The organism is Microbacterium sp. NPDC060117 (assembly GCF_042729315.1).
GTDB lineage: Bacteria > Actinomycetota > Actinomycetes > Actinomycetales > Microbacteriaceae > Microbacterium.
Genome location: NZ_JBHWXR010000004.1, coordinates 228,162 through 248,886, shown reverse-complemented (window position 1 = coordinate 248,886; position 20,725 = coordinate 228,162). Strand labels below are relative to the sequence as shown.

The window sequence follows — 20,725 nt, the reverse complement described above, 5'->3', positions numbered from 1 at the left end:
GGTGCCGAACGGCGGACGAGGCGGAGGCGCGGTCGCCGGGTGTGGCGGATCGATCCGCGCCTGGCGCCGGTGTCAGGGTTTGGGCGATTCTACCGGGTTCGCGGGGAACCCGGCGCCGCGCGGATCAGCGACCGGTGCCGGCGGCGACGACGGCTTCGACCTCGCCGTCCAGACCGTACGCGGCGTGCACCACGCGCGCGGCCTCGGCCAGCTCGTCGCCGCGAACGACCACGGAGATGCGGATCTCGGAGGTCGAGATCATCTCCAGGTTCACGCCCGCGATCGACAGCGCCTCGAAGAGGATGGCGGAGACGCCCGAGTGCGTGCGCATGCCGGCGCCCACGACCGACAGCTTGCCGATCTGGTCGTCGTGCAGCAGGCTCTCGAAGCCCACGTCGGACTGCTCGGCCGCCAGCGCCTTGAGCGCGGCGGAGGCGTCGGACTTCGGCAGCGTGAAGGAGATGTCGGTGCGACCGGTGGACGCAGCGGACACGTTCTGCACGATCATGTCGACGTTCGCGCCGGACTTGGCGACGATCTTGAAGATCTCCGCGGCCTTGCCCGGCACGTCGGGAACACCCGCGACCGTGACCTTGGCCTGGCTGAGGTCGGTGGCGACACCGGCGACGATCGGCTCTTCCATGACTGCTCCCTCGGATTCGCGGGGGTTCTTCATGCCCTCGCCCAGAACGTAGGTGCCCTCCGTCGACGTGAAGCTCGACCGGGCGTGGATCAGGACGCCGTGCCGGCGCGCGTACTCGACGGCGCGGATGTACAGCACCTTGGCGCCGTTCGCGGCCAACTCGAGCATCTCCTCGCTCGAGACGTGCGACAGCTTGTGCGCGAGCGGGACCACGCGCGGGTCGGCCGTGAAGATGCCGTCGACGTCACTGTAGATCTCGCAGACGTCGGCGTCGAGGGCGGCGGCGAGCGCGACCGCGGTGGTGTCGGATCCGCCGCGGCCGAGGGTCGTGATGTCCTGAGTGTCGTCGTTGATGCCCTGGAAACCGGCGACGATGACGATGGCGCCCTCGTCGAGCGCCTCGCGCAGACGCGTCGGGGTGACCTCGACGATGCGCGCGGATCCGTGCCGGCTGTCGGTGCGCATCCCGGCCTGCGGTCCCGTGAAGGAGCGCGCATCGAAGCCCATCGAGTGGATCGCCATCGCGAGCAGGGCCATCGAGATGCGCTCACCGCTCGACAGCAGCATGTCGAGCTCACGCGGCGCGGGGATCGGCGCGACCTGGGCCGCGAGGTCGAGCAGCTCGTCCGTGGTGTCGCCCATGGCGCTCACGGCCACGACGACGTCGTGTCCGGCGCGGCGCGTGTCGACGATGCGCTTCGCGACGCGCTTGATGCTCTCTGCGTCGGCGACGGACGAGCCGCCGTACTTCTGCACGATGAGGGCCACGGATCACTCCTGGGGGATGCCGGGCGCCGGGGGCGGCGCACCACCGCACATTCTACGAGCGCACTCCATGCCGGATCCGGTATGTGACGGTGCCGAGCGCCCTGGAGCCTCAGAGCAGGCCGCGGCGGCGGGCCTCGGAGACGGCGCCCGTGCGGCTCTCGGCGCCGAGCTTGTCGAGCAGATGCACGATGTGCGTCTTCACCGTGGCTTCCGTGACGAACAGGCGCACCGCGATCTCGCGGTTGCTGAGGCCCTCGGACACGAGCGCCAGCACCTCCTGCTCACGCGCCGTCAGCTCGACCCGCGGTGCCCGCAGCGCGGCAACCAGGCGCTCGTCCCCGCCGGGAGTGGGCACGGTGGATCCGGCAGCCGCGTCCACGATCGCCCGGGAGATGACCTCGACGCCGACTTCCTTGAGCAGGTAGCCGGCGGCGCCCGCTTCGACCGCCCGGACGATCTGGGCGTCGTGGTCGAACGTGGTGAGGATCAGGACCGCGGGCGCCACCGGCAGCGCCCGCAGTGCGGCGGTCGTGGCGACCCCGTCCATGCCCTCCCCGAGGCGCAGATCGCAGAGCACGACGTCGGGGTGCAGCTCGCGGGCGGCTGTGACGGCCTCTTCGCCCGTGCCGACCTCGGCGAGCACGTCGAAGCCGCGCGCCTCGACGACGGCGCGGATCCCGGCACGCACGATCGGGTGGTCGTCGACGATGATCAGCCGGACGCTCACTTCGACTCCTTTCGGTCGCTCAGCGCGACGCTTGGCGCTTCCCCGTTGCCGTCCGTGCCGCTGCCCCGGACGATGCCGCTGCCGTCCCCCGCGCCGACGCTCGCCCCCGTGCCGAGCGGCAGTGTCGCCTCGATCGTGGTGCCGGCGCCGGGAGCGGAGCGGATCGTGAGCTCCCCGCCTCCCTCGCGCAGCCGCGACCGCATCGCGGCGAGGCCGTACGACGCGTCGGAGGGGCGCACGGCCTGGTCGAACCCGACGCCGTCGTCCTCGATCCGCAGGCGGACGGATCCGCCGGCGGCCGTCAGGGCCACGTGCACCGTCTCCGCGTGCGCGTGCCGACGCACGTTCGCCAGCGCGGACTGGGCGACGCGCAGCAGTGCGACCTCGATCGGCGTCGACAGCGGGGGCAGGTCCGGATCCACCTGCAGCGCGCCGGTGACGCCGGTCTCGTCGTGCAGGGCATCGAGCATACGGTCGAGAGCGGCGGAGAGCGCGGACTCGTCGAGATCCGCGGGGGCGAGAGCCGCAACGATGCGGCGCAGCTCGGTGAGCGAATGCTGGGCGAGTTGCTCGATCTGGGCGGTGCGATCAGGACGCGCCCCTGGAGCAGGAACCGCGGGATCCGCAGCGGCGCTTCCCTCTGACGCCACCGGATCCAGGCGGGCGAGCATGACGATCGTGCTGAGCTCCTGCGCGATGGTGTCGTGCAGATCGCGGGCGAGCCGTGTGCGCTCGCGCGTGGCACCGGCCTCGCGCTGACTCGCGGCGAGCTCGTCGTGCAGGCGCTCCGCCTCATGCTGTGCGCGCAGCATCGAGTCGATGAGTCGCTCCCGCTCGGCCGCATCGCGCAGCATCGCGTCGTAGCCCAGCGACACCGCGAAGGCGAAGCCGCCCCCGACGAGCGGCCCGATGAGGTGGGCGAGCGAGGTTCCGGGCTGCACCCCGCCGGGATGCAGCATCGGGGCGACGATCGATGCGACGAGCACGACCGCGACGAAGCCGAGCGACCACGGCAGCCTCAGCACGTGCCCTGCGAGCAGCAGCAGCGGGAACGCGAGCCAGACGAACTCCGCGGACAGCGCGAGCATTCCGATCCAGATCGCGAGCAGCCCCAGCATCCACCAGACCGCGGCCCGTTTGTGCGCGAACCCGGCACCGGCGCCGTACCACGCCAGGTACACGGCCGCGGCGAGCAGAACGGGCAGCAGCTCCCCCTCGATGCCCGCGCGAGCGGTCGTGACGACGACGAGCACGACCGTGATGAGGTGCAGGGCGAAACGCGCGCCGCGCAGCATCTGCCGACGGGCGGAGGCGGGCGCGGTGGTCATGCTCCGATTCTCCCGGGTCGGTGGGACGTCTGCCCAGCCCCGGGCCTCGTTCGTTCGATGGATGCGCGGGGAGGCGGATGCGGGGAGGGTGGGATCATGACCGCTTCCGCCGACATCGCATCCTCGCCCTCCGCCGCGCCCGCTCAGCGTCGCGCCCTCACCCAGCTCTTCATCTCCACCGTCGTCTGGATCACCCTGGGGCTCGCCGCCGGGCTGTTCTACCGCGAGTTCACGAAGGCACAGGGCTTTCCGAACGGCTTCAGCGGGCAGCTCGCACTCGTGCACACGCACCTGCTCACCCTCGGCGCAATCGTCACCCTCATCGTGCTCGCCCTGGAGAAGGCGTTCTCACTCTCGTCGAGCCGCCTGTTCCGCTGGTTCTTCTGGATCTACAACGCCGGCGTGCTGGTGACGGGATCCATGATGATGTGGCACGGGATCCTGGATGTGCTGAAGATCGAGGCGTCCAAGGCCATCTCCGGAATCGCCGGCGCCGGTCACATCCTGATCGGGGCGGCCTTCGTGCTGCTGCTGATCACTCTGTGGAAGGGGATCCGTCGGGCGTCCTGACCTCCGGGCCCGCCGCCGGCCTGCGCGTGGGCGCTGCGGCCGGCGGCACCGGCTCGGCGGTCAACTCCACCGCGGTCTCGTCGACCGCCGCCTTCGGCCGCAGCCGACCGCCGGTGCCGGCGAACCAGCATCCGATGATCACCAGCGGGAACCCGACAAGCAGCCCGGGTGTGAGCGGCTCGGCGAGCACGATGGCCCCGAGGATGATCGCGATCACGGGGTTGACGTAGGTGAACAGCGGAGCTCGGACCGGGCCGACCTCCTTGATGAGGGCGAAGAAGGCCAGGAACGCGATGGCGGTGCAGATCACGCCCAGCGCGATCAGAGCCGCGATCGACGGCACCGTCGGCACCTGGTGCTGGGTCAGCAGCGCGACCGGCAGGTAGAGGATCCCGATGAACAGGAGCGCGAGCGTGATCGTTCCGATCGACGGTACGTGGCCGAGCTTGCGGGCGACGATGAACGGCGCCGTCGCATAGAGCACGGCGACGAGCAGCACCTCCCCCGCGGCGAAGAGGTCGACCTTGCCGCCGGTCAGCCCGGGACCGGCGACCACCACGCCGACGCCGACGAAGCCGACGAGCAGACCGATCAGCCGCGCCGGCCGCAGCACGCCGCGGTCTCCGCCGCCGAGGGCGATGAGCGCCGCGAACAGCGGGACGGTCGCGACCAGCAGACCCGTGAGGCCCGATGGCAGGGACTGCTCGGCATGGCCGAGCAGGAGGAACGGACCCGCCATCTCCACGAGGCCGAACGCGAGCACCCAGGGCCAGTGCTTCCATGCGGCCTTGATCGCGCCACTGCGGATCGCGAACGGCAGCAGCAGCAGCGCCGCGATGAGGGTCCTCCCCGCCACCATCGCCGGCGGGGAGAACGACTCCACGACCACGCTGATGAGGAGGTAGGGCACGCCCCAGAGCAGGCACATCGCGCCGAAGAGCAGCCAGCCCCGACGGCTGAAGCCGGTGCCGCTCACAGGACGCGCCGACCCTCGAACGCCCGACCGAGCGTCACCTCATCGGCGTATTCCAGGTCGCCGCCCACCGGCAGGCCGGACGCGAGCCGCGAGACGGTGATCTGCATGCTGGTGAGCAGCCGGCTGAGATAGCTGGCCGTCGCTTCGCCCTCGAGGTTGGGGTTGGTGGCGAGGATGACCTCCTGCACGGTCCCGTCGGCGAGGCGCGTCATCAGTTGAGCGATGCGCAGGTCGTCCGGCCCCACCCCCGCGATCGGGCTGATCGCGCCGCCGAGCACGTGGTAGAGCCCGCGGAACTCACGGGTGCGCTCGATCGCCGCGACGTCCTTCGCGTCCTCGACCACGCAGATGAGCGCGGCGTTGCGGCGCGGGTCCCGGCAGATCGCGCAGCGCTCCTGCTCCGCGACGTTGCCGCAGATCTCGCAGAACCGCACCCGCTCGCGCACTTCCGAGAGCAGCTCGGCGAGCCGCTTCACGTCGAAGGAGGGCGTCTGCAGGATGTGGAACGTGATGCGCTGCGCGGATTTCGGGCCGATGCCCGGCAGGCGGCCGAACTCGTCGATCAGCTCCTGGACGATGCCGTCGTACATCTCGTGATCCTCATGATCGTTCGTTCACTGTTGCTGGTCGCCGCGTTCGCGGTCCCTCACTGGAACCGGGTCTGCGGCTCGTACGGCTCCTCGCGGACGAACCTCGCGCCGAGCACCTGGCGCACCACCGCCTCGCCGTAGCGCTGCACTCCAGGAGCCCCGGAGCGCGGAGCCCGGTCGGTGACCACCGGGGCCGGCGGCGCCGCCCGCGGCGCCGGTTCGGGTCGAGCACCGGATGAGGCGGGCGAAGGCGCCGTATCCGCTCGGCCGCTCGCGGACACCGCCTGTCCGACCGGAGCCATCGCGGGCTCGGGGGGCGCGGCGTAGGATCCCGGATCCGCATCGGGGCCGGGGTCGTCGGCATCGTCGGGGAACGGCGGCTCGTCGTCGAGGACGTCGCCGTCGTGCCCCGGCTCGTACCACCCTGAGGCCGGCATGGCCTCGACATCGGCGGGTTCTTCGTCGACGGGGAACTGGGCCACCCGAGGCTCAGCCGCCGGGACGGAAGAAGCGGGAGTCGACGGCGCAGGCTCCGTTGCCGGCGATGCGGGCGACGACACGGTGGCTGCCGGGCTCGACGCGGCCGGCGCAGCATCGGCCGACGCGGCGGGCTCCGGCTCGCCCTGGGGGATCGCCGCGACCGCCCACTCGGTGACGGGCGCTGCCGCCGCGGGCGCAGGGCGCGGCGTGGAAGGCGCACTCGTCGTCGACCCCGGGCGCTCGGCGGGAACCGGGCGCTCTGCGGGTGCCGTGCGCTCGGCGGCAGCCGCAACCGGGGCGGCGGCCTGCGGCGCCCCGGATCCCGGTCCGCGCTCCTCGCGCCCGGATGAGGTCTCCTCGGACACGATCTGCTCGGCCGGGTTCTCGTCGGAGGGGCGCGGGGCCTTCCCGCCCTCGGCTAAGTTCCGTTCGGGAGCGGCCTCGGGCAACGGCGCCGGCAGGTACTTGACCTTGACGGCGAGCTCGCCCTCGATCGCGGCGCGCAGGTGGTCGGACGGGCCGTTGCCGGGGACCGTGCCCTTGAAGCGGGCGACGTCGTTCGGTCCGGGGAACCCCAGGGTGAGCACCTCGGTCTCGGAGTCGAACGCGAGCGGCTGCACCGCGGTGACCACGAGCCAGGATCCGCGGCTGATCTTCTCAAGTCGTCCGAGCACCGCCGACCACGCCGCACGGATGCGGTCGATGTCGACCGGCCCCGCGGCGGGCTCGGGCTCGGTCGGCGTCGACGCGGGCTCGGGCATCGGAGCGGGTTCGGCGGACGGAGCGGCGACGGAGGAGTCGGCAGCCGGTGCACCCGCGTCCTGCGCGGCGGAGACCTCCGGCGCCGGCGCGGAAGGAGCGGGCGCCTCAGCGGCTCCGCGCGCCTGCTCGACGACCGGAACGGCCGGCGCCGTCCTGGCGGGCACCTGTACGGAGGACGCGCTCGGCGCCGCGGGCGCGGGCGCGGGCGCCTCGCCCCCGGCGAGCGCGGTCAGCACCCGAGCCACGAGCAGCTCGAGGTGCAGGCGCGGCGACGTCGCGCCCGACATGTCGTCGAGGGCGGAGCTCACGAGGTCCGCCGCGCGGGACAGACGCGGGCCGCCGAATGCAGCGGCCTGATCCCGCATGCGGGTCAGCTCGTCCTCCGGGACGCCGCGCAGCACCGCGGAGGCGGCGTCGCCGACGGCGGCGATCACGATGAGGTCCCGCAGGCGCTCCAGCAGGTCGTCGACGAAGCGCCGCGGATCCTGTCCGGTCTGCACCACCCGGTCGATCGCGGGGAAGGCCGCGGCTGCGTCGCCCGCGGCGAGCGCGTCCACGATCTCGTCGAGCAGCGCGGAGTGCGTGTAGCCGAGCAGCGCCACGGCACGCTCGTAGGTGACATCGCCGTTCTCGGAGCCGGCGATGAGCTGGTCGAGCAGCGACAGCGTGTCGCGCGGGGAGCCTCCCCCGGCGCGCACGACGAGCGGCAGCACGCCCTGGGCGACGGTCACGCCCTCTTCCTTGCACAGCTTCTCGACGTACTCGAGCATCGCCGCGGGCGGCACCAGCCGGAACGGGTAGTGGTGCGTGCGGGAGCGGATCGTGCCGAGCACCTTCTCGGGCTCGGTCGTCGCGAAGATGAACTTGATGTGCGGCGGCGGCTCCTCGACGAGCTTCAGCAGGGCGTTGAAGCCCTGCGGCGTCACCATGTGCGCCTCGTCGAGGATGAAGATCTTGAACCGGTCGCGGCTGGGCGCGAAGGTCGCGCGCTCGCGCAGGTCCCTCGCGTCGTCGACGCCGTTGTGGCTGGCCGCATCGATCTCGACGACGTCGAGGGATCCGCCGCCGTTGCGCGAGAGCTCGACGCAGCTCGGGCACACGCCGCAGGGGGTGTCGGTGGGGCCCTCCGCACAGTTCAGGCAGCGCGCCAGGATGCGCGCAGAGGTGGTCTTGCCGCAGCCTCGCGGGCCCGAGAACAGATAGGCGTGGCCCACCCGGTCGCCGCGCAGTGCGGTCATGAGCGGATCGGTCACCTGCGACTGCCCGATCATCTCCCCGAAGTTCTCGGGCCGGTAACGGCGGTACAGGGCTGTGCTCACCCGTCAAGACTACGGTGTGCGTCGGACATCGGCGCGGGGCTTCCGGCGCCGGACTCGACACCGCGCCCGACGATGCCGGAGAAGCCCGCGAGAACCCCTGCCGCGCGTCCTCGAACGGACGTACCCTGAAGGAGGAGGTGGACGATGACGCAGGTGGCGGCAGGCGACCGGATCCGCATCCACGGCCGGGTGGTGGGCGGCGCAGAACGATCCGGCGTGGTCCTTGAGGTGCGCGGCGAGCTCCTCGTCGTGCGGTACGACGACGGGCACGAGGCGGTGCTCGCACCGGGCAGCGACTGCGAGATCAGGCACAACGAGTAGGCCCGGCGAAGCCGCGGTCCGCACCGGGCGCCGGTCCCTCGAGACTCTCGGGGACCAGCGCCACGGCGGGGACTACTCCCCCGATTCCCCGGCGTATCCGACGATCGGGATCGCGGAGGTCGTCGGCACGGTCGGCGACAGGATCGTGCCGTCTTCACGGCGGGACTGCGAGCCGAACTCCGGGCGCCCGCGGAGGACAGGGCCCTGATCCGCGAGATGCACGGCGGCGGCGGCATCGATCGACGCCGTGTGCGCCGTCCCGCGCACCGAGAACAAGACCGGGTCCCCGGCGCGGACCTCGACCAGCAGCCGGTCCGCGGTCAGCGTGATCTGCAGCTGGGATCCGTGCCACTGCAGCGGGTACGACAGCTCGGGCCAGTCGGTGGGCAGCCGGGGGTCGAAGCTGAGCTCGCCGTCGTGGTCGCGCATGCCGCCGAAGCCGCAGACGAGCGCGGTCCACACGCCGCCCGCCGATGCCACGTGCACGCCGTCCGAGGCGTTGCGGTGCAGGTCACCCAGATCGACGTAGATCGCGTGCTCGAAGTACTCGTGCGCGAGGTCCTGGTAGCCGACCTCGGCGGCCAGGATCGACTGCACCACGGCCGACAGCGTCGAGTCGCCCGTGGTGAGCGGGTCGTAGTACTCGAAGTCGGCGAGCTTCTCGGCTTCGGTGAAGTGGTTGCCCTGCAGGAACAGCGCGAGCACGACGTCGGCCTGCTTCAGCACCTGGAACCGGTAGATCACAAGGGGGTGGAAGTGCAGCAGCAGCGGGCGCTGTTCGGCCGGGGTGTTCGGCAGATCCCACACCTCGCGCTCGAGGAAGAGCGAGTCCTGGGGGTGGATCCCCAGGGCCGGGCTGAACGGGATGTGCATCGCGTCGGCGGCGCGCTCCCACTGCTCGACCTCGGCGGGCTCGATGCCGAGCCGCTCCACGGCGGCGTCGTACGCCTCGGGCGCGTCGGCGGCCATCTCCCGCACCACGCGCGCCGCGAAGCGCAGGTTGTACCGCGCCATCACGTTCGTGAAGAGGTTGTCGTTGACGACCGTCGTGTACTCGTCGGGGCCGGTCACGCCATGGATGTGGAACGTGTCCATGCCGGCGGCGGAGCGCCAGAACCCGAGCGTCGCCCACATCCGCGCCGTCTCCACCGCGATGTCCACGCCCTCGCGGTAGAGGAATTCGTCGTCGCCGGTGGCGCGCACGTACTTGCCGAGGGCATAGCTGACGTCGGCGTTGATGTGGTACTGCGCGGTGCCGGCGGCGTAGTAGGCGCTGGCCTCCTCGCCGTTGATCGTGCGCCAGGGGAACAGCGCTCCGCCCTCGTTCAGCTGGCCGGCCCGGCGGCGGGCAGCGGGCAGCATGTGCACCCGGCAGCGCAGCGCGTTGCGCGCGAACTGCGGCGACGTGTATGTGAGGAACGGCAGCACGTACACCTCGGTGTCCCAGAAGTAGTGCCCGCCGTAGCCGGATCCGCTCACGCCCTTCGCCGAGACGCCGGCGCCGTCGGCGCGCGCCGAGGCCTGTGCGATCTGGAAGAGGCACCAGCGCGTCGCCTGCTGCAGATCGTCGTGCCCGGCGATGCGCACGTCGCTGCGCTCCCAGAACGCGGTGAGCCACTCGGACTGCTTGGCGAACTGCGCCTCGACACCCTCCACCGCGGCGCGGTCGAGGGTGCGCCGGCAGCGGTCGATGAGTTCGCGCGCGGGCACGCCGCGGGAGGTGTGGTAGCTGACGAGCTTGGTCACGCGCGTGGGGACGCCCGCCTTCGCCTGCACCCGGAACACGTTCTTCGCGATGTCGGGCTCCACGAGCTGACGCGCCGTGTAGTCGTTCTCGGTCTCGACCAGGTGGTCGGCCACCACGGCGAGAGTCATGCCCGAGTTCGCGACGCGGTACGCGAGCGCCGAGCGCCCGCCGTCCTGCCAGTACTCCGCGGGCTGCAGCACCCGGTCGCCGAACCGCTCCGCCTTGCGCGGGTCGAAGCCGGCCTTCTCCCCCGGGGATCCGGCGGCCATCGACGGCACCCCGCCGTACACGTCCTCGCCGTCCTGACGGTTCAGCAGCTGACACGAGATCGTCACGGGCGCGTCGGAGTTCTCCACGGTGACCTCGAGGCGCAGCACGGCGAGATGCCGTTCCACGAACGACACGATGCGTTCGTCGCGGATGCGCACGCGCTTGCCCGAGGGCGTCTCCCACAGCACCTCGCGCTCGAGGACGCCGGTGCGGAAGTCGAGCGCGCGCCGGTACTCGCGCACGTCCGCCTCGTCGAAGCTCAGCGGCTCGTCGTCGACGTAGACCCGCATGACCTTGGCGTCAGGGGCGTTCACGATCGTCTGGCCGACTTCGGCGAAACCGAACGCCTGTTCGGCATGGCGGATCTTCCAGGTCTCATGCAGGCCGTTGATGAAGGTGCCGTGCTCGAGCGCGTTGCGGCCCTCGATGTGGTTGCCGCGCAGGCCGAGGTACCCGTTGCCGAGCCCCAGGAGGGTCTCGGACACGCCGGGATTGGCGTGCGGATAGGACGTCTCGACCAGACGCCACGGGTCGACGGGGAAGAGGTCGCGATCGATCATGCAGTGCTCTCCGTGAGGGGATCGGGTCAGGACAGGAAGCGGGCGAGGTCGTCCACGACGACGGTCGCGCCGTGGGCGAGAAGGGAATCGGACCCGGCTCCGCGATCGACGCCGACGACCGTGCCGTAGCCGGCCGCGGCCGCCGAGGCGACGCCGCTCGTCGCGTCCTCGACGGCGACCGCGGATGCCGCGTCCACGCCGATGCGCTCGGCGCCCACGCGGAACACGTCGGGGGCGGGCTTGGAGGCGAGGTGCTCGCGCTCGGCGACGACGCCGTCGACGACCACCGTGAAGAAGTCGCGGATGCCGGCCGTGGCCAAGACCTCCTCCGCGTTCTTGGAGCTGGACACGACCGCCATCGGCACGTCCGCGGCGCGCAGCTCCTGCAGCAGGGCGAGCGATCCGGGATAGGGCGCGATGCCGTCGCGGCGCAGGGCCTCCGAGAAGGCGACGTTCTTGCGGTTGCCGATCCCGCACACGGTGTCGGCCTCGGGGTCGTCGTCGACCGACCCCCAGGGGATCTCGACATTGCGGCTGCGCAGCAGACTCGCGACGCCGTCGTAGCGCTTCTTGCCGTCGACGTAGGCGAAGTAGTCCTCGTCGGTGTAGGCGGGCGTGATGTCCCAGAGCAGGAAGACCTCGTCGAACACCGCCTGCCAGGCGCGCATGTGCACCTCGGCGGTCGGCGTCAGCACGCCGTCGAGATCGAAGAGCACGGCGGCCGAACGATGCAGGTCGGGGAGCGCTGCGGGAGTGTCGGGCACGGCAGAAGCCTCCGGGTGGCTGAGAACGGGATCTTTCGGACCGGCACGTCTGGGTGCCACCCTGTCCAGGGTAGTGCGCAGGGGGTGCCGCGGGAAGGCGTGCGGACGACGGACTCAGGGCAGTGTCGCGACCTTCTCGGCCGTGACGACCCGCAGTTCGGGGATCCCCGTGCCGTTGTACACCGTGGTCCGCCCAGCCGCCGAGGGCACCGCGAAAGCGATCCGCAGCACGTCGCCGCTCACGACGGCGTCCAGGACGCCTGGATCCGCCGTCAGTGCGACCGGATTCGCGGCGTCCTGCAGTGCACGCGCCGGCTGCGTCGCCCCGATGAAGCCGATCAGCCCCGTGGTGTCGCGCAGGCTCTCCGGGATGGTCTCGGTCCCGACCTGGATCTCGACGTAGGCCGTGTGCTGCTCTCCCTCGTGACCGGCGGTGTCGTGCAGGAGAGCCGCCAGCTGCGCCGGATCCAGCGCCGGATAGGCCGGGTCGGCCGGAGGCACGGCGGGCGCTGCCGACGCGGTGGGCACCGCCGTCTCGACGACCGGCTGGGCGTCCTCGGGTGCGGAGCCGCCGGAAGAGGACTGCTCGGTCAGCCCTGCGACGACCCCGAGCGCGGCCGGGATCAGGATGAGCGCCGCGATGCCGATGAAGATGAGGGGCGTCCACGACCGTCGCTGCGGCGGGGTCTCGGACGGACCGGCCCCGGCAGGGCGCGGACGGCCGTCCCGATCGTGTTCGAGCGGCGGGATCACGTACGGCGCGCTGAGGTTCTTCGGCACGGCCGAGTAGACGGTCGGCCTGCGCTCGTCACGTCCCATGCTCGGACACTAGCGCGTGCGCGTTCCCGGGAGGTGAAGCACTCCCCCGGTGGCGCAGTGGAATCGCGTCGGGAACCGGATCGGGGCAAAAGAAAAGACCCTCCGCGCACCCGACAGAGCCTGGTTACCCTTGCTGCGTTTCCGCCCTGGGGGAGTTGGCCTGGGTGCCGCCACGCGGAGAGCCGTCGTCAAGTCTACCCGAGGTCGCGGGCGGGTCCGACCGGATCCCCCGCCCGGCGGTCCCCGCCCCGGGTTACGATCAGAGACGCGGGCGCACCGCGGCGCCCGGTGAGAGGGACGCCATGCACGCCACGAACACCGCCGACGTCACCACGAGCACCGCCCAGGACTCGACATCCCGCGACGACGCCGGGATCGATGCGACCGAGTTCGCGCGTCGGACCGCCGCGATCCTGGACTCCATCACCGAGGTGATCGACGGCAAGGACGACGCCATCCGCAGTGCCCTCGTCTGCCTGCTCGCCGAGGGGCACCTGCTCGTGGAGGATGTGCCCGGCGTCGGCAAGACGATGCTCGCCCGCGCCCTCGCCGCCAGCATCGACGCCACCGTGCGCCGCATCCAGTTCACGCCGGATCTGCTTCCAGGCGATGTGACCGGCGTGAGCGTCTACAACCCGGTCGCGCAGGAGTTCGAGTTCAAGCCCGGAGCCGTGTTCGCGCACATCGTGATCGCCGACGAGATCAACCGCTCCTCCCCCAAGACCCAGTCGGCGCTGCTGGAGGCGATGGAGGAGCATCAGGTCACGGTCGACGGGAACTCGCGGCCTCTGCCCGATCCGTTCCTCGTGGTCGCCACGCAGAACCCGCTCGAGATGGAGGGCACCTACGCCCTGCCGGAGGCGCAGCGCGACAGGTTCATGATGCGGATCTCGATGGGCTACCCGGACGCGGCGGCCGAGACCCTCATGCTGCGCCAGCGCGACGTGCGCAACCCGCTCGACGGCATCCGCCCGGTGCTGGCCGCGTCCGACGTGCGCGCGCTGATCGCGTGGGCTCGCGCGGTGCACGTCGCACCGGCGCTCGAGGAGTACGCCGTGGCGCTGTCGCAGGCCACCCGCAGCGATCCCAACCTGCATCTCGGGGCGAGCCCCCGGGCGACGCTGCAACTCGTACGGGCGGCGAAGGTGCAGGCCGCGCTGGACGGGCGCGACTACGTCGTGCCGGACGACCTCACCTCCCTCCTGCCGGCGGTGTTCGCGCATCGGCTCATCCCCGCGCGCGGCTTGCACCGGGCCGGAGCGCGCCCGATCGAGGCCGCTCTCGAGGGCATCGTGCGGCGCATACCCGTGCCGGTGGGCCTTCCGCGGTGAACCGCCGGGAGCGCGCGCGGCGCGAAGCGGATCCGCCCGGGCGGAGGATGACCGGGCGCGGCGTGAGCGCGCTCCTGATCGGGATCCTCCTGGTGATCGGCGCGAACGTGCTGGCCACGCCGGTGCTGCTCTACGTGGCGGCGCTGCTGTTCGCGCTGCTGATCCTGGCCGCGCTGTTCGTCTTCGTCCCGGGCCGGCGGGTGCGGGTGAGCCGGACGGTCGCGGCGGATCTGCTCACGGTCGGCGACGACACCTCGGTGCGGGTGCGGGTGGATCTGCGCACCCTGGTGCGCGCACCGTCGGGGCGCTGGCGGGACGGGCTGCCCGCCGCCGTGCGCGGCTCCGCCACCGGCGCGTTCCCGCCCGAGGACGCGGAGGCGATCCCCGGCGGGACCACCATGACCATGACGTATCCGATCTCGGGGGTGCGCCGCGGGCTCGCCTCGCTCGGGCCGCTGCGGCTCAGCACCGCGGATCCGTTCGGGCTGTTCGTCCGCACCGACGAGCTCGGCGACGTGACCCCGATCACGATCGTGCCGCAGGTCGTGCCGCTGCCGCGGCTGACCGACCGCACCGGGCGCGCCGGCGGGACCGCGCAGACCTCGTCGCACCGGCTCGGTCAGGGTGCGGACAACCTCTCCCCCCGCCGGTACGTGCCCGGCGACTCGATGCGGCGGATCCACTGGCGTGCGACCGCGCACCGCGGCGACCTGATGGTGCGCCAGGAGGAGCAGGAGTCGAGCCCGGACGCACTGGTGGTGCTCGACCGTGCGGGCGCGCGCTGGATCGGAGCCGACCGGGAGACGGACTTCGAAGGCTTCGACCGCGCCGTCACCGCCTGCGCCTCGATCGCGATGCACCTGGTGGACAACGGATTCGCCGTGGACGTGGTCGATGCGACCGGCGTGCTGATCGGCCGCCTGCGTGGCGCCGAGGACGAGCGCGACGGCCTGCTGGTGAGCCTTGCCGGCACCGCTCCGCGCTCCGGCGAGCGCGACCACGGGCTGCCGGCGGCGAGCGAGGGGCATACGGTCGGTCCGCTGGTCATGATCACCGGAGCGATCGACACCGCCGACGCCGGTGCGCTCCCGCACGGCGGTGCCGGCACCCCGATCCTCATCGCCGCCGCCCCCGACGCGGACGCCCTGCCGGCCGCGGAGATGCAGGGCTGGCGCACGGCGCTGCTCGGCGACGACCCTGCCGATGCCTGGGCCGACGTCGGCGCCGGCGAGCCCGGATCCGCATCCGCCGACGCCGGCACCGCACTCGGCCGGTCGCCGCTGTCCCGCGGCACCGCCGGAGCCTCCTCCCCCGCCGGTACGGAGGAGAGGGCGCATGTCCGCTGAGCTGAGCGCGTACGGAGGCCCGACGCAGCACCGCACGCGCGACGGCGGGCCCGTGGCGGCGGCGCTGCTCACGGCGCTGGGCGTTCTCGTGGCGGTGTGGCCGCTCAGCGCGGTGGTGCAGCCGGGCAGCTGGAGTGCGGGTGCCGCCACCGCTGCCGGATCCGTGATCGTCGCGGGCGCGGTCGCACGGTTCCTCACCCGTCGCTCCCCGGTCTGGCTCGCGATCCCCGCCGTGCCCGTCGTGCAGCTCGGCGCCGGGCTGATCGCGCTCACGGTGTTCGTCGCACGGCAGGCCGGGCGTGGATGGCTGCTGCCGACGCCTGAGGCGTGGCGCGCGATCGACGCCTTCCTCTCCGCCGCGCTCGGCGAGATCCGCGGCGGTGTCGCTCCCCTCGCGTCGTCCCCCGCGATCGCCGTGGGCGTGGCCGTCGCGACCGGCCTCATCGCCGTCGTCCTGGATCTCGTGCTCGTGACGCTGCGGGCGCCGCTCGTGGCGGCCGTACTGGTCACCGCGCTCGGCGCGGTGCCGGGGGCGATCGTGCACCAGGGCGCGAACCCGGTGTGGTTCATCGGGCTCGCTCTCGCGATCCTGCTCTTCCTGCATGTCCAGTTCGCGCCGCCGGGATCCGCACGCCCCGTGTCCGCACGGGATGCGTCCGCGTCCCGCCACGCGCGCACCGACGCCCCCCTGCGCACGCGACGACTGCCTGCGTTCACCCTCGGCTTCCTCGCCGTGCTCGCGGCGCTCATCGTGTCGCCGCTGCTGCCCCTTTCCGCCTCGGGACTCAACGTCGGCGGGGGCAGCTCCACCCTGAGCGCCACCCTCAACCTCGGGCAGGATCTGCGCCGCCCCTCCCCCGTCACCGCGCTCACCCTGATCTCCCAGGACGGCACGCCGCCCTACCTGCGGATCGCCACGCTCACCCGGTTCGACGGTTCCGCCTGGCAGCCGGATCGGCCCGCCACGGTGCCCCTCGCACAGGGCTTCGGGGATGTCGCCGCCCCGGAGGGCGTCGCGCTGCACAAGACGAGGATCACCGTCCGCACCGCGGGAATCTCCGGGTCCTGGCTGCCCGTGCCGTATCAGGCCACGGCCGTGCGCGGCGAGAACGGAAGCTGGAACGCCGCCGTCGACAACCGCACCGTGATCGCGGCGAACGGCGATGCGGCCGAGCAGAACTACACGATCGACACGGCCACGCTCGAGCCCACGCTCGACCAGATCCGCGCATCCACCGCCACGGGTTCCGACGCCCCGCAGGACCTGCGCGCCCTCCCCGCGAACATGCCCGCGATCATCGCCGACAGTGCGCGGGAGGTGGTCGGCGGATCCGCCACCGACTACGACAAGCTGATCGCGCTGCAGACCTGGTTCCGCGCCGGGTTCCGCTATTCGCTGCAGACGCCGGTCGATGACGGCTTCGACGGCACCAACGTCGATGCCGTGGCGAAGTTCCTCACCGTGCGCGAGGGCTACTGCGTGCACTTCGCCGGGGCGTTCGCGCTCATGGCGCGTTCGCTGGGCATGCCGGCGCGGATCGTCGTCGGCTATCTCCCGGGTACGGCCACCGACCGCCGCTCCGACGACGGGCGGGTCGTGTTCGAAGTCTCCACCGACCAGCTGCACTCCTGGCCCGAGGTGTACTTCGCCGGCATCGGCTGGGTGCCGTTCGAGCCGACCGCGACTCGCGGCGTCCCGACCGCCTTCACCGAGAGCAGCTCCGGATCCGACAACGGCACGCTGCCCTCCGCCGGGGCGACGCCGCAGCCCACGACGAGCGGGATCGCGAAGGATCCGAAGAACCTCGACGTGCCGAACGCGGGGGCCACAGGAGCGTCGACGCCGACGGCGCTGCAGGCGATGCCCGTGGTGTGGACGGTTCTGGCCGTGCTCGTCGTGCTGCTGATCCCGGCCTTGATCCGGCGCGTGCAGGCCGCGCGCCGACGGGCCTCGGCGGGCCGGGGCGACGCGGTGGCTGCGTGGTCCGAGCTGCGCGCGACGCTGCAGGATCTGGGTCTGCCCGCGTCGTCCGCGGAATCGCCGCGCGCACGCGGCGCGCGTCTCGTGCGGGATCGCGGCGCGGATCCCGCCGACATGGACGTTCTCGTGCGAGCGATCGAGCGCGCCAGCTATGCCCGCTCGGGATCCGGCTCCGCGTCGGACGATGTGGATCTGCGTCCTCCGCTGGACGCGATCCGGAGGCGGCTGCGCGAGCACGCATCCCGCCGGGACCGGATGGCGGCCGTCCTGGCCCCGCGTTCGCTGCTCGGTGCCCGACTGCTGGCGGCCTCGACGTCCTGAGCGCTCGGGGCGTGGCGTCTCCCGAACGTCCGGGCGCACCGGCACTACGCTCGGAATCCGGTGCCCGATCCCGGACACCGGACGGCGTCGACGGCGCCTGCACGGAGGGGGATGCATGGACGAGCCCGCCGCGCCCCTGGCGCACTGGCGTTTCACCGGCACCCTGCGCACGTATCAGGCTCAGGTGCTGGCGAAGCTTCCCCCCGGATCCGGGGATCAGCTGCACATCGTGGCTCCCCCCGGCTCCGGCAAGACCCTGCTGGGCCTGCTGCTCGCCGCCCGTGAGGGCGGGCGCGCGCTCGTGCTCGCACCGAGCACGACGATCCGCGAGCAGTGGGCGCAGACCGCCACCGCGCTCACTCCGGACTCCGCCGCAGTGTCGACGGATCCGCTGCGCATCGCCGACCTCACCGCCCTCACCTACCAGGCGCTGAGCGTCACGGGCGACGGATCCCCGTTCGACGCGCTCGCCCGCGGGCGATGGGTGGACGAGCTCGTGGACGCCGGTCGCACGCAGGCCGCGGCGGAGACCTGGCTCGCCGAGCTCGCGGTGGACAATCCGGGCCAGTACCGCTCGGGCCTGCGCCGACGCGTGAAGCGCATCCGTCGCCGGTTCACGCGCGAGCGCCCCGAGACGATCGCCCGTGTGCTGCACCCCAACGCGGTCGCGCTGCTGGAGCGGATCGTGGCGGCCGGCGTCGACACGGTCGTGCTGGACGAGTGCCATCATCTGCTGGACCACTGGGCGCTCGTCGTCGCGTACCTCGTCGCCGCGATCCGCGAGCGCGGAGGTCGCGGTCTGGTGATCGGACTCACCGCGACACTGCCGGACGCGGCGGACGGCACGGAGTTCGACAACTACACCCAGCTGCTCGGCGAGGTCGATTTCGAGGTGCCGACGCCGGCGGTCGTGAAGGAGGGGCATCTCGCGCCGTACCGCGACCATGTCTGGTTCACCGAGCCGGTCCCGGCCGAGGCCGCCTTCATCCGGCGGCACGGCGCGCAGCTGGACGAGCTGCTCGGCCAGGTGCTGTCCACCCCCGATGGCATCCGCTACCTCGAGGAGCGCCTGCAGCCCGCGGATCCGGATCCTCCGCAGCTCGCCGAACCGGAGACCGCACCGGCCGGGGAAGCGGCTGAAGCGATCCCCGTCCCGCCGTCGCCGTCTCCCGCGGCCCTCGAGCGCGCCCTCGCCGACGATCTCCCGCTCACGCGGTCCTGCGGCGTGGTGCTGCGGGCGCTCGCCCCGCAGCACCCGCTCTGCGCGATCCTGCCGCCGGTGCTGTTCGAGCGGTGCACGACCGACGACCTGCTGACCGTGCTCGCACGATTCGCACTCACCCGGCTGCTGCCCGATCCGGGTGCGAAACGGCAGTGGCGCTACGTCAAGAGGGCTCTGGCCGACTTCGGCCTGCTGCTCACCGATCGGGGGCTCCGCCGTGGCAGGGATCCGGTGGAGACCACCCTGGCCTTCTCGGAGGCGAAGGACCGCGCCGCGGTGGACATCCTCCGCCTCGAGCTGGGCGGAGCGGACGGGCCGCGGGTCAAAGCCGTCATCGTGACCGACTTCGTGGATCACGGCAACAGCCGCGGGCTCGTCGGCGAGAGCGCGGCCGGCGCCCTGCGCGCCTACGACTTCGTCGTGAACGATCCGCTCACCGCGGCCCTGAACCCGGTGCTGCTGACGGCCGACCGGATCCGCGTGCCGGCGCCCCGCGCCGCGGAGTTCGCCGCCGCGCTCACGGAACGGGTGGGATCGGACGTCCAGGTGCGCCCCGGCGGCGTCGGCCCGTGGCGCGAGCTCGACGCTCCCGGTGTCGGCGCGGGGCGCATCGTCGCCGCGGTCTCGGCTCTGATGTCGGCGGGGTCCGTGCGCCTCATCGTCGGCACCCGCGGCCTGCTCGGCGAGGGCTGGGACTGCCCCGCCGTGAACACCCTGATCGACCTCACCACCGTGACCACCTCGACGGGTGCCCCGCAGCTGCGGGGCCGCACCCTGCGGCTGGATCCGGGATGGCCGGGGAAGGTCGCGCACAACTGGTCCGTGAGCTGTCTGATCCCGGCCGACGTCGCGCTGGACGACGCCACGGAGCCGCGCCGCCTCACCCGCCGGCACGGACATCTGCTCGGGCTCAGCGCCGACGACGACGGCCGGATCGTCCGCGGCCTCGGCAATGCGCTGTCCCACGAGGCCCGTGCGCTGCTGCACCGCGTGCTCGGCAAGGAACCCGCGGCATCCGTCGACGACCTCGGCGACCTGGTGCGGACCGAGGTGCTGCCGCGCGCCGCGACCCGCGCCGCCTGGCGGATCGGCGAACCCTACGTCGCACAGGAGCGCGAGACGCTCGCGGTGAGATCCTCGTCGGCGACGGCGCTGATCCCCACCACGCGCGTGGTCCGCTCGGCGATGCCGTGGGCCGTGCTGGTCGGCATGACGGGGAGCGCCGGCATCACCGCCGTCGTCGCGAACGCCATCCCGATCACGCCTGCTGCGGGCGTCGGCATCGCGCTGGCCGTGGGCGCTGCGCTCTCACTGGGCGGTGCGATCGGACCGCTCGTTCGCGACCGCCGTCGCCGCCGCGATCCCGCGGCCTCGTTCCGCGGTGCCGCGGTGGCGCTCACCCGCACGCTGACCGAGGCGGGACGGATCCGCCCGCTGGACGAGACCGGGATCGTCGTGCGCGAGGAGGGCGACCGGATGCGGATCGAGCTCGCCGGCCCCGATCAGCGCATCGTCGCGGACGCCGTACAGGAGCTGTTCGCCCCGCCGTCGGCGCCGCGGTTCCTGCTGCGCACCGACCGCGACGACGTCGGCGGCCGGGTCTCGCTCATCGGCCTGGTGGCCGCCACGCAGCACCGGGATCTGCGCGGCGCGGCCTTCCTCGCGGTCCCTCGCATCGTGGCTCGCCGACGCGTCGACGCCGAGGCGTTCCTCCGGCACTGGCAGGAGCAGGTCGGCGCGGCCGAGCTCGTCGAACTGCAGGGCGAGCAGGGCCTCGCGCTGCTCGCCCTCGCGCGCCGCGCACCGCGCGTGCTCGACGCCGCGGAGCCGCGCACCACGCTCTGGGGCTGAGGTCGGCACGATCCGTGCAGGATCCGCGC

The 20,725-nt window shown here is 72.5% G+C and carries 15 protein-coding genes and 1 other RNA gene; 6 read left to right on the top strand and 10 right to left on the bottom strand.

Features of this window, described 5'->3' with window-relative positions:
- Positions 1-124: 124 nt before the first annotated feature.
- The 3 genes from ACFWCK_RS16965 to ACFWCK_RS16955 form a co-directional block, all read right to left on the bottom strand.
- Entirely contained in the window at positions 125-1,411 is a 1,287-nt protein-coding gene (locus tag ACFWCK_RS16965; RefSeq protein ID WP_378806964.1) for an aspartate kinase, read from the bottom strand.
- Positions 1,412-1,520: 109 nt separating this feature from the next.
- Positions 1,521-2,138 (bottom strand): response regulator, encoded by a 618-nt coding sequence (locus ACFWCK_RS16960; protein ID WP_378806962.1) that lies wholly within the window; start codon positions 2,136-2,138, stop codon positions 1,521-1,523.
- Complete coding sequence (locus tag ACFWCK_RS16955) at positions 2,135-3,466, bottom strand: sensor histidine kinase (protein ID WP_378806960.1); 1,332 nt, start codon at positions 3,464-3,466, stop codon at positions 2,135-2,137. The genes ACFWCK_RS16960 and ACFWCK_RS16955 overlap by 4 nt, the downstream gene beginning before the upstream one ends.
- Before the next feature lie 96 nt (positions 3,467-3,562).
- Here ACFWCK_RS16955 and ACFWCK_RS16950 point away from each other — a divergent pair, with 96 nt between their 5' ends.
- Positions 3,563-4,036: a DUF2871 domain-containing protein gene (locus ACFWCK_RS16950; protein WP_233311549.1), complete on the top strand. Its 474-nt coding sequence runs from the start codon at positions 3,563-3,565 to the stop codon at positions 4,034-4,036.
- Here ACFWCK_RS16950 and ACFWCK_RS16945 read toward each other — a convergent pair.
- The 3 genes from ACFWCK_RS16945 to ACFWCK_RS16935 are packed head-to-tail and all read right to left on the bottom strand — an operon-like array spanning position 4,002 to position 8,163.
- On the bottom strand, positions 4,002-5,012 hold the full coding sequence (locus ACFWCK_RS16945; RefSeq protein WP_233311550.1) for a DMT family transporter: 1,011 nt from the start codon (positions 5,010-5,012) through the stop codon (positions 4,002-4,004). The two genes, ACFWCK_RS16950 and ACFWCK_RS16945, sit on opposite strands and share 35 nt — an antisense overlap.
- Positions 5,009-5,602: a recombination mediator RecR gene (gene recR, locus ACFWCK_RS16940; RefSeq protein WP_233311551.1), complete on the bottom strand. Its 594-nt coding sequence runs from the start codon at positions 5,600-5,602 to the stop codon at positions 5,009-5,011. The genes ACFWCK_RS16945 and recR overlap by 4 nt, the downstream gene beginning before the upstream one ends.
- Positions 5,603-5,658: 56 nt before the next feature.
- Complete coding sequence (locus tag ACFWCK_RS16935; protein ID WP_378806958.1) at positions 5,659-8,163, bottom strand: DNA polymerase III subunit gamma and tau; 2,505 nt, start codon at positions 8,161-8,163, stop codon at positions 5,659-5,661.
- A 144-nt stretch (positions 8,164-8,307) separates the two neighbouring features.
- Between ACFWCK_RS16935 and ACFWCK_RS16930 the strand changes: the two genes are divergently transcribed.
- Positions 8,308-8,484, top strand: a complete 177-nt coding sequence (locus tag ACFWCK_RS16930; protein ID WP_378806957.1) for a DUF1918 domain-containing protein — start codon at positions 8,308-8,310, stop codon at positions 8,482-8,484.
- 72 nt (positions 8,485-8,556) lie between these two features.
- Here the strand turns inward: ACFWCK_RS16930 and ACFWCK_RS16925 are convergent, their stop codons facing one another.
- The 4 genes from ACFWCK_RS16925 to ffs form a co-directional block, all read right to left on the bottom strand.
- Positions 8,557-11,061, bottom strand: a complete 2,505-nt coding sequence (locus ACFWCK_RS16925) for a glycoside hydrolase family 65 protein (RefSeq protein ID WP_378806955.1) — start codon at positions 11,059-11,061, stop codon at positions 8,557-8,559.
- A 26-nt stretch (positions 11,062-11,087) separates the two neighbouring features.
- Positions 11,088-11,825, bottom strand: coding sequence for a beta-phosphoglucomutase family hydrolase (locus ACFWCK_RS16920; protein WP_233312735.1), 738 nt, complete (start codon positions 11,823-11,825; stop codon positions 11,088-11,090).
- Between the two features lie 114 nt (positions 11,826-11,939).
- A complete protein-coding gene (locus ACFWCK_RS16915; protein ID WP_378806953.1) occupies positions 11,940-12,644 on the bottom strand; it encodes a hypothetical protein in 705 nt (234 codons plus the stop codon).
- Positions 12,645-12,734: 90 nt separating this feature from the next.
- An RNA gene (gene ffs / locus ACFWCK_RS16910) (signal recognition particle sRNA small type) lies at positions 12,735-12,831 on the bottom strand.
- A gap of 115 nt (positions 12,832-12,946) precedes the next feature.
- Here ffs and ACFWCK_RS16905 point away from each other — a divergent pair.
- From ACFWCK_RS16905 to ACFWCK_RS16890, 4 genes are all read left to right on the top strand, one after another.
- Positions 12,947-13,975, top strand: a complete 1,029-nt coding sequence (locus tag ACFWCK_RS16905) for an AAA family ATPase (protein WP_378806952.1) — start codon at positions 12,947-12,949, stop codon at positions 13,973-13,975.
- A gap of 62 nt (positions 13,976-14,037) precedes the next feature.
- A complete protein-coding gene (locus ACFWCK_RS16900; protein WP_378806951.1) occupies positions 14,038-15,321 on the top strand; it encodes a DUF58 domain-containing protein in 1,284 nt (427 codons plus the stop codon).
- Positions 15,311-17,623 (top strand): transglutaminaseTgpA domain-containing protein, encoded by a 2,313-nt coding sequence (locus ACFWCK_RS16895; protein ID WP_378806949.1) that lies wholly within the window; start codon positions 15,311-15,313, stop codon positions 17,621-17,623. The genes ACFWCK_RS16900 and ACFWCK_RS16895 overlap by 11 nt, the downstream gene beginning before the upstream one ends.
- Positions 17,624-17,738: 115 nt before the next feature.
- Positions 17,739-20,696: a DEAD/DEAH box helicase gene (locus ACFWCK_RS16890; RefSeq protein WP_378806948.1), complete on the top strand. Its 2,958-nt coding sequence runs from the start codon at positions 17,739-17,741 to the stop codon at positions 20,694-20,696.
- The last annotated feature ends 29 nt before the right edge of the window (positions 20,697-20,725 follow it).

Excerpts from the sequence above, each read along its gene's own strand:
- ACFWCK_RS16895 (WP_378806949.1), top strand. The coding sequence starts at position 15,311 with ATGTCCGCTGAGCTGAGCGCGTACGGAGGCCCGACGCAGCACCGCACG.
- recR (WP_233311551.1), bottom strand. The coding sequence starts at position 5,602 with ATGTACGACGGCATCGTCCAGGAGCTGATCGACGAGTTCGGCCGCCTG.
- ACFWCK_RS16930 (WP_378806957.1), top strand. The coding sequence starts at position 8,308 with ATGACGCAGGTGGCGGCAGGCGACCGGATCCGCATCCACGGCCGGGTG.
- ACFWCK_RS16950 (WP_233311549.1), top strand. The coding sequence starts at position 3,563 with ATGACCGCTTCCGCCGACATCGCATCCTCGCCCTCCGCCGCGCCCGCT.
- ACFWCK_RS16890 (WP_378806948.1), top strand. The coding sequence starts at position 17,739 with ATGGACGAGCCCGCCGCGCCCCTGGCGCACTGGCGTTTCACCGGCACC.
- ACFWCK_RS16915 (WP_378806953.1), bottom strand. The coding sequence starts at position 12,644 with ATGGGACGTGACGAGCGCAGGCCGACCGTCTACTCGGCCGTGCCGAAG.
- ACFWCK_RS16905 (WP_378806952.1), top strand. The coding sequence starts at position 12,947 with ATGCACGCCACGAACACCGCCGACGTCACCACGAGCACCGCCCAGGAC.
- ACFWCK_RS16955 (WP_378806960.1), bottom strand. The coding sequence starts at position 3,466 with ATGACCACCGCGCCCGCCTCCGCCCGTCGGCAGATGCTGCGCGGCGCG.
- ACFWCK_RS16925 (WP_378806955.1), bottom strand. The coding sequence starts at position 11,061 with ATGATCGATCGCGACCTCTTCCCCGTCGACCCGTGGCGTCTGGTCGAG.